The 14,633-nt window shown below is 56.0% G+C and carries 11 protein-coding genes; 5 read left to right on the top strand and 6 right to left on the bottom strand.

Going from position 1 to position 14,633, the window contains the following annotated elements; genetic code table 11:
- Positions 1-62: 62 nt before the first annotated feature.
- From APU02_RS02215 to APU02_RS02200, 4 genes are all read right to left on the bottom strand, one after another.
- Positions 63-1,094, bottom strand: coding sequence for an ABC transporter substrate-binding protein (locus tag APU02_RS02215; RefSeq protein WP_042286088.1), 1,032 nt, complete (start codon positions 1,092-1,094; stop codon positions 63-65).
- Positions 1,091-2,395 (bottom strand): MFS transporter family glucose-6-phosphate receptor UhpC, encoded by a 1,305-nt coding sequence (uhpC, locus tag APU02_RS02210; RefSeq protein ID WP_060569098.1) that lies wholly within the window; start codon positions 2,393-2,395, stop codon positions 1,091-1,093. The genes APU02_RS02215 and uhpC overlap by 4 nt, the downstream gene beginning before the upstream one ends.
- Before the next feature lie 83 nt (positions 2,396-2,478).
- Positions 2,479-4,020: an MASE1 domain-containing protein gene (locus APU02_RS02205; protein WP_060569097.1), complete on the bottom strand. Its 1,542-nt coding sequence runs from the start codon at positions 4,018-4,020 to the stop codon at positions 2,479-2,481.
- Positions 4,020-4,649 carry a response regulator transcription factor gene (locus APU02_RS02200; RefSeq protein WP_042286212.1) on the bottom strand — a complete coding sequence of 210 codons (630 nt, stop codon included), beginning with the start codon at positions 4,647-4,649 and terminating at the stop codon, positions 4,020-4,022. Before APU02_RS02200 ends, APU02_RS02205 begins: the two co-directional genes overlap by 1 nt.
- Before the next feature lie 261 nt (positions 4,650-4,910).
- Between APU02_RS02200 and tauA the strand changes: the two genes are divergently transcribed.
- From tauA to tauD, 4 genes are read left to right on the top strand one after another with little or no spacing between them, the layout of a single operon-like run.
- Complete coding sequence (gene tauA, locus APU02_RS02195) at positions 4,911-5,873, top strand: taurine ABC transporter substrate-binding protein (protein ID WP_060569096.1); 963 nt, start codon at positions 4,911-4,913, stop codon at positions 5,871-5,873.
- Positions 5,874-5,884: 11 nt separating this feature from the next.
- Complete coding sequence (gene tauB / locus APU02_RS02190; RefSeq protein WP_060569095.1) at positions 5,885-6,652, top strand: taurine ABC transporter ATP-binding subunit; 768 nt, start codon at positions 5,885-5,887, stop codon at positions 6,650-6,652.
- Positions 6,649-7,476 carry a taurine ABC transporter permease TauC gene (gene tauC / locus APU02_RS02185; protein ID WP_060569094.1) on the top strand — a complete coding sequence of 276 codons (828 nt, stop codon included), beginning with the start codon at positions 6,649-6,651 and terminating at the stop codon, positions 7,474-7,476. Before tauB ends, tauC begins: the two co-directional genes overlap by 4 nt.
- Positions 7,473-8,324, top strand: a complete 852-nt coding sequence (gene tauD / locus APU02_RS02180; RefSeq protein WP_060569093.1) for a taurine dioxygenase — start codon at positions 7,473-7,475, stop codon at positions 8,322-8,324. Before tauC ends, tauD begins: the two co-directional genes overlap by 4 nt.
- Before the next feature lie 9 nt (positions 8,325-8,333).
- On the opposite strand, the gene APU02_RS02175 is transcribed toward tauD, so the two are convergent.
- Both APU02_RS02175 and hemB read right to left on the bottom strand, forming a co-directional pair.
- Entirely contained in the window at positions 8,334-10,034 is a 1,701-nt protein-coding gene (locus APU02_RS02175) for a GNAT family N-acyltransferase (RefSeq protein WP_060569092.1), read from the bottom strand.
- A gap of 127 nt (positions 10,035-10,161) precedes the next feature.
- Positions 10,162-11,136, bottom strand: a complete 975-nt coding sequence (gene hemB, locus APU02_RS02170; RefSeq protein WP_060569091.1) for a porphobilinogen synthase — start codon at positions 11,134-11,136, stop codon at positions 10,162-10,164.
- A gap of 512 nt (positions 11,137-11,648) precedes the next feature.
- Here hemB and ehaB point away from each other — a divergent pair.
- The gene (gene ehaB, locus APU02_RS02160; RefSeq protein WP_060569089.1) at positions 11,649-14,570 is read left to right on the top strand and encodes an autotransporter adhesin EhaB; all 2,922 of its coding nucleotides are present in this window, start codon (positions 11,649-11,651) and stop codon (positions 14,568-14,570) included.
- Positions 14,571-14,633: the final 63 nt, after the last annotated feature.

The following is a 14,633-nucleotide window of genomic DNA, read 5'->3' as shown; positions in this document are numbered from 1 at the left end:
GTTGAGGAAGATCCTGGCCGGGTAGGGCGTAGCCGCCACCCGGCATGACCGCAAAAGTGGGCTTATTTACCCATTTTCACTTCGCTGACCCATTTATTGATGAGCGCTTTGCGAACATCCGTTGAGCCATATTTATCCATGTCGTAATTGATCAGCTTCAGGCCGTCGAGTTTCAGTGAGTTAGGTGACGTTTCCGCGGTGGTATTGGTCAGGATCTGATAAGACTTACCTTTCTTCCATGCCAGTTCCTGCGCCTCTTTCGACAGCACCCAGTCGACGAACAGTTTGGCGTTGTCGAGATTGCGTGCGCCTTTCAGAATGCTGACGCCGCCGATTTCGTAGCCGGTGCCTTCACACGGGGAGATCAGCTCCAGCGGTGCGCCTTGTTCTTTTTCCAGCGAGTAGTCGTGCAGGAAGCCGATACCGATAGCCGTTTCACCGCGCGCGGCGTTTCGCGCCGGGGCGATGCCGGACTTGGTGTACTGAGAAACGTTGCTGTTTAGCTGTTTCAGGTAATCAAAGGCCTGATCTTCCCCCCACAGTTGCGCAAAAGTCGCCAGTGCGGTGTACGCCGTTCCGGAACTTTGCGGGTCGGCAATTTGAATTTCGCCTTTGTATTCTGGTTTAGTCAGATCCTTCCAGCATTTTGGCACCGGCAGGTTTTTCTCTTTCAGGCGTTCAGTGTTAACGCCAAAGCCGAGAATGCCCACATACACCGCCGACGAATAATTTCCTTTCAGTTTGGCAGGGTCGCGGAACTGTGTCATGACCTGCTCAAGGTTGGGCGATTTATACGGTTGCAGCAGACCCATTTCCCCAGCCTGAGACTGCGGATCAAGCGTACCGCCGTACCAGACGTCAGCCTGCGGGTTTTTCTTTTCGGCATCGACTTTCGCCAGCGTGCTGCCCGAGCCGTTGCGGATGAATGACGTTTTCACGTCGTACTTTTCCCCAAAAGCTTTGGTTTCTGCTTCGCACATTTCATTGGTAGCGCTGCAATAGACCACCAGACGGCCTTTCGCCTGCGCCGCGCCGGAAAGTGTTGCCAGCGCCACGGCAGAGGCAATAAGGGTAGAGGTAAAGGTCATTTTCATTGTTTTATCCTTTGACTGAGTGGGGTGGTGATGCCCGACATCAGCAGGGGCATCAGCAGTAAACCCATTAATACCGCGGCGATCGAGAGCAAACTGAACATCCCCGACCAGCCGTAGCGTTCTATGACCAGCGACAGAGGCCAGCCCGCCAGCGCTGCTCCCAGATAGGCGAACAGGCCGAGAAACCCGGTGATCGACCCGGCCGCTGCTTTGTGTCCGCACTCCACCGCAGCAAGACCGATCAGCATTTGTGGGCCAAAGACAAAGAAACCCACCGTAAAGAAACAGACCGCCAGCAGCGCGTAATGATGCACTGGCGCCAGCCACAGCGCGGCGACGGCCACCATCAGCCCCAGCGTGAACAGCAAAATCATCGGCGCCCGCTGGCCGCTGAACAGTAAATCTGACCCCCAGCCAGCAAACAGCGCACCGAGCAGTCCGCCCACTTCAAACAGCATAACCGTGGCGTTGGCGCTCAGCAGATTGACGCCGTGGCTCTCGGTCAACCAGATGTTGCCCCAGTCGTTCAGGGCGATGCGGATGAGATACACCAGCACATACGACACGCCTAACAACCAAATCATCGGGTTTTTCAACATGGTGGTTCGCAGCATCTGCCACAGCCCCATCGGCGGGCTTAACTGCTCCTGGCGCAGTTCCAGCGGGTCGTTACGCCAGGCGCCGACTGACGGTAATCCCTCTTCGCGGGGCGTTCCTGTCAGTTGCAGTGTTAACCAGATACCCAGCGCCATGCTGATGATCCCCGGCGTCAGCATCGCCGCCTGCCAGCCCCACCAGTGGGCGGCAAAGGCGCTAATCAGCGGGATAATCGCCCCGCCGATGTTGATCGACATGTTCCAGCAGCCCCACCAGAAACCGCGTTCATTGCGTGAATACCAATGGGTCAGCAGACGGGCGCAGGGCGGCCAGCCCCAGCCCTGAAAAAATCCGTTCAGCGTCCAGACAGCAAGAAGAAGCGTCAGTGACTCGCCAAACGCGAACGCGACGTTCAGCACGCCGGTAGCGAAAAGTCCCACGCCCATAAATCCACGCTGTCCGTGGCTGTCGTGCCACAGTCCGGCGGTGAATTTCGACAGCCCGTAGCTGAGGTAAAACAGCGATCCCAGGAGACCGATATCGCCTTTATCCAGCCCTAGATCGGTTTGTAACGCAGGTAACACATAGTTCACGCTTTTGCGCGTCAGGTAGAACGCCGCGTAGCCAATCACCATGCACAGCAGTAATCTCGGGCGCAGCGTCCGGTAACGTTGTTCAATGTCAATCGCTGGGCGTGCGTGCATACCGTCTCCGTTTTTCTGACTATAAAAAAATGAAACCGAAAGGGGATGAGAGAAAGTCCGGAGTGACTAAGACTTTTTCCTGGTTAAAAGGCGATTTGTTGCAAATTTGTGGGCAAGTTAACACTCACCCGCGTGCCGTCCCGTGACTCCAGGGTCAGTTCACCGCCGAGCGCGCTGACGCGTTCGCGCATTCCCTGAATACCGAAGCCAGACATGCGCGCCACGTCGATGCCCACGCCGTTGTCTTTTACGTCCAGATACACCGTCTCACCGCGCTGGCGCAAAACAATCGAGACCTCACTGGCGGCGGCGTGCTTACAGACGTTGTTCAACAGTTCCTGCAACAGACGGTAGAGGGTAAAGCGCACCGTTTCGCTTTCGGGCGTGGAGGGCAACTGATAGTCAAACCGGCAGCGGATACCGCGCTCCTGAAAAGCAAACTCGTTGAGCAAATGATGCAGCGCCTCTTTGAATGACAGTTCATCCAGCGCGGGCGGTCGAAGCTGGCGCAGAAGCTGACGGGTAGAGTGGTGAATGCGCCGGGCCAGTTCGTTAATCTGGCTGGCGGCGGCCTGGGTTTGCGCCGGATCGCGCGCCCGTTTTACTAATTGTGACTGGATCTGTATGGCGGTAATGTTCTGGCCGATTTCATCGTGCAGCTCGCGCGCCAGATTTTTACGTGTGTCTTCCTCTGTATGGATCAGCTTTTCAGTCAGCGCCCGTCGCGCCGCCAGTTCGGCCTCCAGACGTTGCCGGTAATGGTGCAGGTTTTGCGCCAGATGCTGCTGACGGCTGATGGCGATCCCCAGCCCGATGCCCAGCAGCGACTGGGTGGCGAGGAAGATCTCCAGCTCAATCAGGTTACTGAATCCAACCCCAACCTGACGGGCGAGGGTGATCATCATGCTGCCGAGCAGGCCAGAAAGCACGCCGCCCTGCCAGCCGAATTTCCATGCCATCACGACATTGGGGAGAAAGACCACAATCAGCAGCAGCCGTTCAATTTCCGGCGAAAGCACCATCTGGGTACCGATGCCAATGATAAAAAACAGGCTGCACCAGATAATCAGCGAGGTGCGCAGCGGTGGATTAGTGGTGTCCAGCCCCAGCAGATGATAACGGTGCTGCTGGCGAAGAAATTCAAAAATCAGATAAACAAACGGCGTCAGCAGTACGCCGCCAGTAAATGAGGCCAGCCCGAGCAGTAATGCCGGGCTTTTCACAAACGGAGAAAGCAGGACAGTATTCAGAAGAGAAGCGACGGTGACCGTCGCCAGCAGCAGGGTGAGCCGCTGCCAGTAAAGTGGGAAACGGCGCCAGTACTGCTGTGCGAGGCTGGCGGGAAGCAGGCCGATCAACGGTGCGGCCGTCAGCAGATAGCCATTCAGTAAGTGTTCGCTGTGCAGCCAGAAGAGCATCGCTATGGGGGGTAAGACCAGCGCGGGCCAGTAACGACGCGAAAGCAGGATCAGCAGCGCCAGATAAACGCCGTGCGGTAAAAACAGCGCCGCTTGTTGACCGTTGTGGGTCAGGTAAAAACTGAGCGTCCACAGCATCAGCCAGCCCGTTCCCCAGGCCAGCAGGATAAACAGCGAAATGACGACGTGGCGAACGCCGCGCGACATCAGTGCCCCGCCAGCAGTTGGTGGTCGAGCGCAAAATGCACCAGCTCAATGGTGCTGTGACAGTTCAGCTTGCCGAGCACGTTGGCGCGATGCACATGTACTGTTTTATGGCTCAGGTCGAGCTTAAAGGCGATCGCTTTCACGCTATCGCCCTTCACCAGCAGGTCGAATACCTCGCGCTCGCGTGGCGTAAGCGCTTCCAGGACCGGTGATGACTGTTTCCCGCCGCGCAGCGCGCGTAGCGCATCGGCGCAGAGATAGTGCCCGCCCATGCCGACGGAACGTACGGCCTGAACCAGTTCCTCCGGTCCACAACGCTTGGTGAGATAGCCGCTGGCGCCTGCATCCAACGCGCTTTGCACAAAGGTCGGCGAGTCATAAATACTGAGAATAATGGCGCGGAACTGGGGTTTTTGCGCCCGCAGTCGCTTCAGCAGGCTCAGGCCGTTTTCATCCGGCATGGCGATATCCATCACCGCCACGTTGACCTCCTCGCGCAGCAGCGCAGGCCACGCTTCTGCCGCGCTGCTGTACTGGCCCGCGACGTCCAGATCGTCTTCAAGACTCAGTAGCTGCGCAAAACCGGATCGCACCACCACATGGTCGTCCACCAGCACCACACGTATCATCTTTTTGCTCTCTTGCCGGATCATATCGCTATGATGCCTGCCGCCGCTGCGCTGGCAATCAATCAGGCGTAGTTATGGAATGGATGTAACAAAAACGTCATGCAACCTGACAGCGGCGTCGTTTGGGGTAATGCGCGAAATCACTAACTATTGCCGATTTTTTTCTAAAAACGCTTTGCTATTAGCAAGACTTTTTAATTCCTTTATCAATTTCTTTTGCGACGAAATACTGCCTCTATAACAAGACAAGGGAGCAGACCTATGGCACGTTCATCGCATTATTCACTTCTTGCCGTTCTGGCATTCATCGCGTTTCAGGCGCAGGCGGTTAACGTCACCGTCGCGTATCAGACCTCCGCTGAACCGGCAAAAGTCGCCCAGGCGGACAGCACGTTTGAGAATGCGAGCGGCGCAACCGTCGACTGGCGCAAGTTCGACAGCGGGGCGAGCATCGTACGCGCGTTGGCCTCGGGCGACGTTCAGATTGGTAATCTCGGTTCCAGCCCGCTGGCGGTCGCAGCCAGCCAGCAGGTGCCTGTCGAAGTTTTCCTGCTCGCTTCTAAACTCGGCAGTTCCGAAGCGCTGGTGGTGAAGAAGAATATCCACACGCCCACGGATCTGATCGGCAAACGTATTGCGGTACCGTTTATCTCCACCACCCATTACAGCCTGTTGGCGGCGCTGAAGCACTGGGGAATAAAGCCTGATCAGGTACAGATTATAAACCTGCAGCCACCGGCAATTATTGCCGCCTGGCAACGTGGGGATATTGACGGCGCATATGTCTGGGCGCCCGCGGTTAATACGCTGGAAAAAGAGGGCAAGATACTGACCGACTCCGCTCAGGTTGGGGAATGGGGCGCGCCGACGCTTGATGTCTGGGTGGTGCGGAAAGATTTTGCCGATTCACATCCGGAAGTCGTGAAAGCCTTCGCCAAAAGCGCGCTCGACGCGCAGCAGCCTTATATTGCAGATCCGGACGCGTGGCTGAAGCAGTCGGAGAACCTCCGCAAGCTGTCGCGCCTAAGCGGCGTGCCAGAAGCCGATGTGCCGGGTCTGGTGAAGGGTAATTCTTACCTGACGGCGCAGCAGCAGATAGCGGAACTGAATGGGCCGGTGAATAAAGCGATTATCGACACGGCGCAGTTCCTGAAAGCGCAGGGCAAAGTTCCCGCCGTGGCAAGCGACTACAGCCAGTTCGTTACCGATCGCTTTATACCGTAAAGGAGGCGAGGATGCTGCAAATCTCTCATTTATACGCCGATTACGGCGGAAAGCCCGCGCTGGAAGATATCAGTCTGACGCTGGACAGCCGCGAACTGCTGGTCGTGCTGGGCCCGTCCGGCTGCGGTAAAACCACGCTACTGAATCTGATCGCCGGGTTTATGCCGTATCAGCGCGGGACGATACAACTGGCAGGGAAGCGTGTTGACGGACCGGGGGCGGAGCGAGGCGTGGTGTTTCAACAGGAAGGACTGCTGCCGTGGCGCAACGTGCAGGACAACGTCGCGTTGGGTCTGCAACTGGCGGGCGTGAAAAAAGCGCAGCGTGATGACATTGCGCAGGCGATGTTGAGGAAGGTCGGATTGGACGGGGCCGGGCAGCGTTACATTTGGCAGCTTTCCGGCGGGCAACGCCAGCGCGTGGGTATTGCCCGCGCGCTGGCGGCAAACCCGCAACTTTTGCTGCTCGACGAACCTTTTGGCGCGCTGGATGCGTTTACCCGCGAGCAGATGCAAATCCTGCTGCTTAAGCTCTGGCACGAGACGGGAAAACAGGTGCTGCTCATTACCCATGATATTGAAGAAGCAGTATTTATGGCCACCGAACTGCTGTTGCTCTCTCCCGGACCTGGGCGGGTGCTGGAACGGCTGCCGCTCGACTTTTCCCGGCGCGTTGTCGCGGGGGAAAGCGGGCGTAGTATCAAGTCCGACCCACAGTTTATCGACACCCGCGAGTATGTTTTGCAGCGCGTTTTCGCCGAGCGGGAGGCCTTTTCATGAGCGTGTTGATTAACGATAAACCGCGCCCGCGCGCGCTGAAATGGCGCAGGCCATTCTCCCGCCAGTTCACGCTGAGCATTGCTACGCTGGCGGCGATCCTTCTCGCGTGGTGGGCAGTGGCGGCGATGCAACTGGTGAGTCCTTTGTTCCTGCCGCCGCCGGAGCAGGTACTGAAAAAGCTGATTGCTATTGCCGGGCCGCAGGGGTTTATGGATGCCACGCTGTGGCAGCATCTGGCAGCCAGTCTGAGCCGCATCGTGCTGGCGCTGCTGGCGGCAGTCGCTGTCGGTATTCCGGTGGGGATCGCGATGGGGCTTAGCCCGACGGTGCGCGGCATGCTCGATCCGATCATTGAGCTGTATCGGCCCGTGCCGCCGCTGGCGTATCTGCCGCTAATGGTGATCTGGTTTGGCATCGGCGAAACCTCGAAGATCTTACTGATCTATCTCGCGATTTTTGCGCCAGTGACGATGTCGGCAATGGCCGGCGTAAAAAGCGTACAGCAGGTGCGCATTCGCGCGGCGCAGTCGTTGGGCGCCAGCCGGCTTCAGGTACTTTGGTTCGTGATCCTGCCGGGAGCATTGCCAGAGATCCTGACCGGCTTGCGTATCGGACTTGGCGTCGGCTGGTCGACGCTGGTGGCGGCGGAGCTGATCGCCGCGACGCGGGGCTTAGGATTTATGGTGCAGTCGGCAGGGGAATTTCTCGCGACCGACGTCGTGTTGGCAGGGATCGCGGTCATTGCGGTTATCGCTTTTATTTTAGAACTGGGTTTGCGCGCGCTTCAGCGCCGCCTGACGCCCTGGTATGGAGAAGTCCAATGAGTGAACGTTTAGCAATTACCCCGCTGGGGCCGTTTATTGGCGCACAGATTTCCGGCGCGGATTTGACCCGTCCGCTAAGCGATAATCAGTTCGAGCAGCTTTACCATGCGGTACTGCGCCATCAGGTGGTGTTTTTGCGCGGGCAGGCCATCACGCCCCGGCAGCAGCGCGCGTTGGCTCTGCGGTTTGGCGATCTGCATATTCATCCTGTTTATCCCCATGCCGACGGGGTGGATGAGATTATCGTGCTGGATACGCACAACGATAATCCACCGGATAACGACAACTGGCACACTGACGTTACCTTTATTGAGACGCCGCCATCCGGGGCGATACTTGCTGCCAAAACGTTACCCGATACCGGCGGCGATACGGTGTGGAGCAGCGGTATTGCCGCCTATGACGCGCTTTCTGAACCATTTCGCCTGTTATTGCGCGGGCTACGGGCGGAGCACGACTTTCGCAAATCTTTCCCTGAGTATAAATACCGCCGGACGGAGGAGGAGCATCAGCGCTGGCGGGAAGCCGTGGCGAAACATCCGCCGCTGCTGCATCCGGTGATACGCACCCATCCGGTAAGCGGTAAACAAGCGCTGTTCGTCAACGAGGGATTCACCACGCGAATTGTCGATGTCACAGAGAAAGAGAGTGAGGCGCTGCTCGGTTTCCTGTTCGCCCACATGACGAAACCGGAGTTCCAGGTGCGCTGGCGCTGGCAGCCGAATGATGTGGCGATTTGGGATAACCGGGTGACGCAGCATTACGCCAACGCCGATTACCTGCCGCAGCGACGAATTATGCACCGGGCCACTGTTCTCGGGGATAAGCCGTTCTTCCGGGCAGGTTAAATTAAAGCGCTACGTATGCGCGCCGATATAACGCGCGTAGCGGTTGGCCTTCAGTCGGGTTAAATCCACCAGGACCAACCCGTCCACGCAGTTGTTGAAATCCGGGTCACGGCCAAAATCGATAAACTGCACGCCGCCCGGTTCGCACAGCTCGGAATATTGCTTATACAGCGGCGGGATCCCGCAGCCGAGATTGCCCAACAGCGATTTCAGACGGGTGAGATCTTCGGCGTAATCGTTGCCGGTAAACTGCGCCAGCACATCGGGAAGCGATGCCGGACAGGGTTGGCGGGAGACGGCCAGCGGATGCGTGGGCGGGAACCACAGACGATAGAACGCCACCAGCAGATCCCGGGCATCGGGAGGCAGTCCGCCGGAGATCGACACCGGTCCGAACAGGTAACGGTACTGCGGATTGCGCGCGAGCCAGGCGCCGATGCCGGACCACAGATAGTCCAGCCCCCGTCGTCCCCAGTAGCGCGGCTGGATAAAGCTGCGCCCCAGTTCAATACCTTGCTGCATAATGTCCGCCATGCGCGCATCGTAGTCGAACAGGCTGTGGCTATACAGACCGTCAAGCCCCTGTTTTTGTTGCACCAAAGCGCAGGGGGCAAAGCGGTACGCGCCAACAATCTCCAGATCGTCTTCATCCCATAAAATCAGGTGCAGGTATTCATCGTCGTAACGGTCGATGTCGCGGCGTTTACCACTGCCTTCACCGACCGCGCGAAAAGCGATTTCCCGTAACCGTCCCAGCTCGCGCAGGATGGTCGCGTCTTCTTGCCCGTTACGTTGCCAGAGATAGATGATTTTGCCATCTGCTGTACGGCCCAGACACTCCGCGTTTGCCAGTTGGCGTTTCAACCGCGCTCTGTTCTCTGGCGGCGCGATGGTGCTTTCGGTGCGAAACACGCCGGCCCGGTTCTGGCCCAGCGCAATGACGTGCTCACGGCACTTCCCGGCCAACTCGCGAACGGTGCGTTGGGGGGCGGACCACTGCGTCCAGGCAATCTGCTGTCCGATACGCACGGGCAGGGTGCTGCCACGGCGACGAAACATTTGCTGCATTAACAGCAGCAGCGAGGCCTGCGCGGAGATAAGGCCGCAGGCATAGAACAACGGGCTGTTACGTGCGTGAATGTAAACGGGCAGCAGCGGCGCGCGGTACTTCTCCGCCATTCTGATGAACCCGGAATGCCAGTGCCGCTCCGCTATCCCCTTCAGGGTCAGGCGGGAAACTTCTCCGGCGGGAAAGAACACCAGTGCGCCACCCGCCTGCAGATGCGCATCCATTCGCTGCAACGAGGATTTCGGCGTACGGCCATGAATATTGTCTACCGGGATGAACAACGAGCGGAGCGGGGTAAGGTGCGAAAGCAGTCGATTCGTCACGACTTTGATATCACGTCGGGCGCGGGAGAGGGCATAGATCAGCGCCAGTCCGTCCAGCGTGCCGGTGGGATGGTTGGCAATCACCACCAGGGGACCCGATTCGGGAATATTTTCAATGTGATGTTCGGGGATCTCGCAGCGAATCTCCAGATGTTCAAGGACCTGTTCGACCATATCCACCCCTTTGAGATGGGGATGGCGTGTCGCAAACTGCTGAAACTCTTTTTCATAGAGCAGACGCTGTAATAATGACTTCTGCCACGGCGTGGTCCTCGCCTCGGGCCAAAGGTCGTTGAGTACGTTCTCGAGACTAAACATAGCATCCCCTCCATCTGTCCTGAGCAGACAGTAGAAGGCGTAAGTGTCGCTTGTATGACGGTCGGGTGACGTTTTGGGGAAAGGCCGGATGGGTAGGCCATCCGGCAACCAGCAAAAAGCAGGAACCTTAGCGGAGGATGTTTTTCTCCGCCAGGTCCAGCGCGAAGTAGCTGAAGATCAGGTCCGCGCCCGCGCGTTTGATCGCGCCTAAGCTTTCCAGCACCACTTTTTCTTCATCGATCGCGCCCGCCATGGCGGCAAATTTGATCATCGCGTACTCGCCGCTGACCTGATACGCGCCGAGCGGTAATTCGGTGCGTTCACGGATATCGCGCAATACGTCAAGGTACGCGCCAGCGGGTTTCACCATCAGGCAGTCCGCGCCCTGTGCTTCGTCGAGCAGGGATTCACGGATCGCTTCTCGGCGGTTCATCGGGTTCATCTGATACGTTTTACGATCGCCTTTAAGCGCGGTACCTGCCGCTTCACGGAACGGGCCGTAGAACGATGACGCGAACTTGGTGGAGTAGGACATGATCGCGGTGTCCGTAAAGCCCGCGGCGTCCAGCGCCTGGCGAATGGCCTGTACTTGTCCATCCATTGCCGCGGACGGCGCGATGAAGTCAGCGCCCGCGGCTGCGGCAACAACCGCCTGCTTGCCGAGGTTCGCCAGTGTCGCGTCGTTATCAACGCCGTGCTCACACAGTACGCCGCAGTGGCCGTGGGAGGTGTACTCGCAGAAGCAGGTATCTGACATCACGATCATGTCAGGCACAGTCTGCTTGCAAATGCGTGACATGCGCGCCACCAGACCGTCTTCTTTCCAGGCATCGCTGCCGGTGTCATCGGTATGGTGAGAGATACCAAAGGTCATGATGGAACGGATGCCCGCGTTCGCGATGCGTTCGATCTCGCGCGCCAGATGCTTTTCCGGAATGCGCATAACGCCGGGCATGGCCTCAATAGCCTTGTAGTCGTCGAGTTCTTCTTCAACAAAGATCGGCAACACCAGGTCGTTTAAGCTCAGTGTTGTCTCTTCAAACATGGCGCGCAGCGCAGCGGATTTGCGCAGGCGGCGAGGGCGGTGGATTAAGTCTGTCATGGGATGCCTGATGTTTGTGAAAACGAAGTCGCTAGTATACCTGAATCTGGTCATCCGTGTTTTACGAAAGTTGGCGCTAAGCGCGGTTTGTACGTCAATTTAAAGAAATATCTGAACAATAAATTGTTATGCATAGCTCATTATTCATATACGAGAATGAAATTAATTCTTGCGGCTGTATTTTGAATACTAATTGATTTTATTTTTTAGCGGTCTGAGGTGATTACAGGATTATTCATTCAGTATCGTGTTGATAATGCTGTGTTGCATTTATTTTCTGTATGCCTTTAGAGTTGCTTATATTGTAATTGCTTGTTTTTGTGGTTCTTTTTATTTGATGCTGTTAATGCATTTTTAATGTTATTATTAATGTCCGATTCCGGACGGAAAACAAAGTTTAATTGAACCTTTCCGTAAAGGCATCGCATAATCCTCCTCGCAAAACAAAATTGTTTTCTATGCATTAATAATTGATGGATCAACACTATTACGTCCCTGAGGAGGGATGACAAATGCACTCCTGGAAAAAGAAACTTGTAGTCTCACAATTAGCATTGGCTTGCACTCTGGCAATCACTTCTCAGGCGAATGCTTCAACGGATATCTCCGGCACAACGTATAATACGTTTGTGCACTATGATAATTCCTCTTACGCTGACGGCGTCTATTTTGAAGGTTATGTCGGCTGGAATAACTACGCTACGGACAGCGTATATAACGGAGATATTTACCCGGTTATCAAGAATGCAACCGTTAATGGCGTCATTTCAACGTATTACCTGGATGATGGTCTGAGCACCAACACCAATGACAACAGCCTGACGATCAAAAACAGTACCGTTCACGGTATGATCACCTCGGAATGCATGACCACCGATTGTGTGGGCCGTGACACAACGGGGTATGTTTACGACCGCCTGACGCTCACCGTTGATAACTCGACCATCGACGATAACTACGAACACTATACCTACAACGGCACCTATACCGACGGCACAGCGGATACCCATGTTGTCGACGTGTATAACATGGGCACCGCGATTACCCTGGATCAGGAAGTTGATCTGACTATCGCCAATAATTCTCACGTGGCGGGTATTACGCTGACTCAGGGATACGAGTGGCAAGATGTTGACGACAATACGGTCAGCACTGGCGTTAACAGCGGCGAAATTTTCAACAACACAATTACCGTTACCGATTCTACTGTGACCTCAGGGTCTCTCTCCGACGAAGGCACGTCAGGTTGGTTTGGCAACAATAACAATGCCAGCGATTACAGTGGCGAATACAGTGCGGATGACGTCGCCTTAGCCGTGGTTGCCACGCCGGCAGCCGATAATGCAATGCAAACCACTGCGTATCTGAGCAATTCCTCGCTGATGGGGGATGTGGTCTTCTCCAGCAACTTTGACGAGAACTTCTTCCCGAACGGTGCGGACAGCTATCGCGATACTGACGACCACGTGGACACTAACGGCTGGGATGGCACCGATCGTCTGGATCTGACGCTGGACAACGGCACTAAGTGGGTTGGCGCGGCGATGTCTGTTCATCAGACGGATACCGATGGCGACGGTATTTACGACAGCGTTGCTGCAGGTACTGACAAAACCTCTACGCTGATTGATATCGCCGCTAACAGCCTGTGGCCGTGGTCAACCTATGGCGTGGATAACAGCGACACTGCCTACGGTGAAGATGGTCACGTCATTGGCAACAACGTATATCAAAGTGGTTTATTCAACGTCACGCTGAATAATGGTTCTCAGTGGGATACGACGAAGTCCTCTCTGATCGATACCCTGAACATCAACAGCGGTTCTGTCGTGAATGTTGCAGATTCTTCACTGGTTTCTGACACCATCGCACTGACCGGCGGCGCGGCGCTGAATATCAATGAAGATGGTCATGTTGCGACCGATGCGCTGACCATCGACAACAGTACCGTGACCATTGCTGATGATGTTTCTGCGGGCTGGGGCACTAATGATGCGGCACTGTATGCCAACTCGATCACGGTGACCAACGACGGCGTACTGGACGTGGGCAATAGCACCGCGTATGCACTGCAAGCGGATACCCTGAACCTGACCAGTTATACTGACGCCAACGGCAACGTACACGCCGGTGTCTTTGATGTTCACAGCAACAGTTTCGTGCTGGACGCCGATCTGACTAACGATCGTACCTGGGACAACAGCCAGTCTAACTACGGCTACGGCGTTATCGCCATGAACTCTGATGGTCACCTGACCATTAACGGTAACGGCGATGCGTATAGCGCGGACCTGGCTGAAGTTGATAATGCGGGTGATGGCGTTGCGGCTGCAACCGGCAACTACAAAGTGCGTATCGACAACGCGACGGGCGAAGGCGCTGTTGCGGATTATCAGGGCAAAGAGCTGATCTACGTAAACGATAAGAACAGCACTGCCACCTTCTCCGCCGCTAACAAAGCGGATCTGGGTGCCTACACCTATCAGGCGCAGCAGGAAGGCAATACCGTTGTTCTGCAGCAGATGGAGCTGACAGACTATGCGAACATGGCGCTGAGCATCCCGTCTGCTAACAACAATATCTGGAATCTGGAGCAGGACACCGTAGGGGCTCGTCTGACCAACGCGCGTCACGGTCTGGCTGATAACGGCGGCGCATGGGTGAGCTACTTCGGCGGCAGCTTCAGCGGCGACAACGGCACCATTAACTACGATCAGGATGTTAACGGCATCATGGTCGGTGTTGATACCAAAATTGATGGTAACAACGCGAAATGGATCGTCGGTGCCGCGGCAGGCTTCGGCAAAGGCGACATGAGCGACCATACCGGTCAGGTGGATCAGGACAGCCAGTCCGCGTACATCTACTCTTCCGCGCGTTTTGCAAACAACATCTTTGTTGATGGCAACATGAGCTACTCGCACTTCAACAACGATCTGTCCGCCAACATGAGCAATGGACAGTATGTTGATGGCAGCGCGTCTACGGATGCCTGGGGCTTCGGTCTGAAACTGGGTTATGACTGGAAACTGGGCGATGCGGGTTACCTTACGCCGTACGGCAGCGTGTCTGGCCTGTTCCAGTCTGGCGACGACTACCAGCTGAGCAACAATCTGCAGGTTGACGGTCAGTCTTACGACAGCATGCGTTATGAACTGGGTGTTGACGCAGGTTATACCTTCGCTTACAGCGAAGATCAGGCGCTGACGCCATACTTCAAACTGGCCTACGTCTATGACGATGCCAATAACGATGCTGACGTAAACGGTGACTCCATCGATAACGGCACTGAAGGTTCCGCCGTTCGCGTGGGCCTGGGTACACAGTTCAGCTTCACCAAAAACTTCAGCGCATACACCGATGCTAACTACCTCGGTGGCGGCGATGTCGACCAGGACTGGTCTGCTAACGTCGGCGTTAAATACACCTGGTAATCGTTCCCGAGTGGAACAGATGTAAGCGTATTTAAATTGGTAAACAATGCCCGTCAAGGATTT

It is taken from the genome of Citrobacter sp. 50677481 (genome assembly GCF_001463265.1).
Taxonomy (GTDB): Bacteria; Pseudomonadota; Gammaproteobacteria; order Enterobacterales; family Enterobacteriaceae; genus Citrobacter_A; species Citrobacter_A sedlakii.
This window is presented reverse-complemented; position numbering and strand designations above follow the sequence as displayed.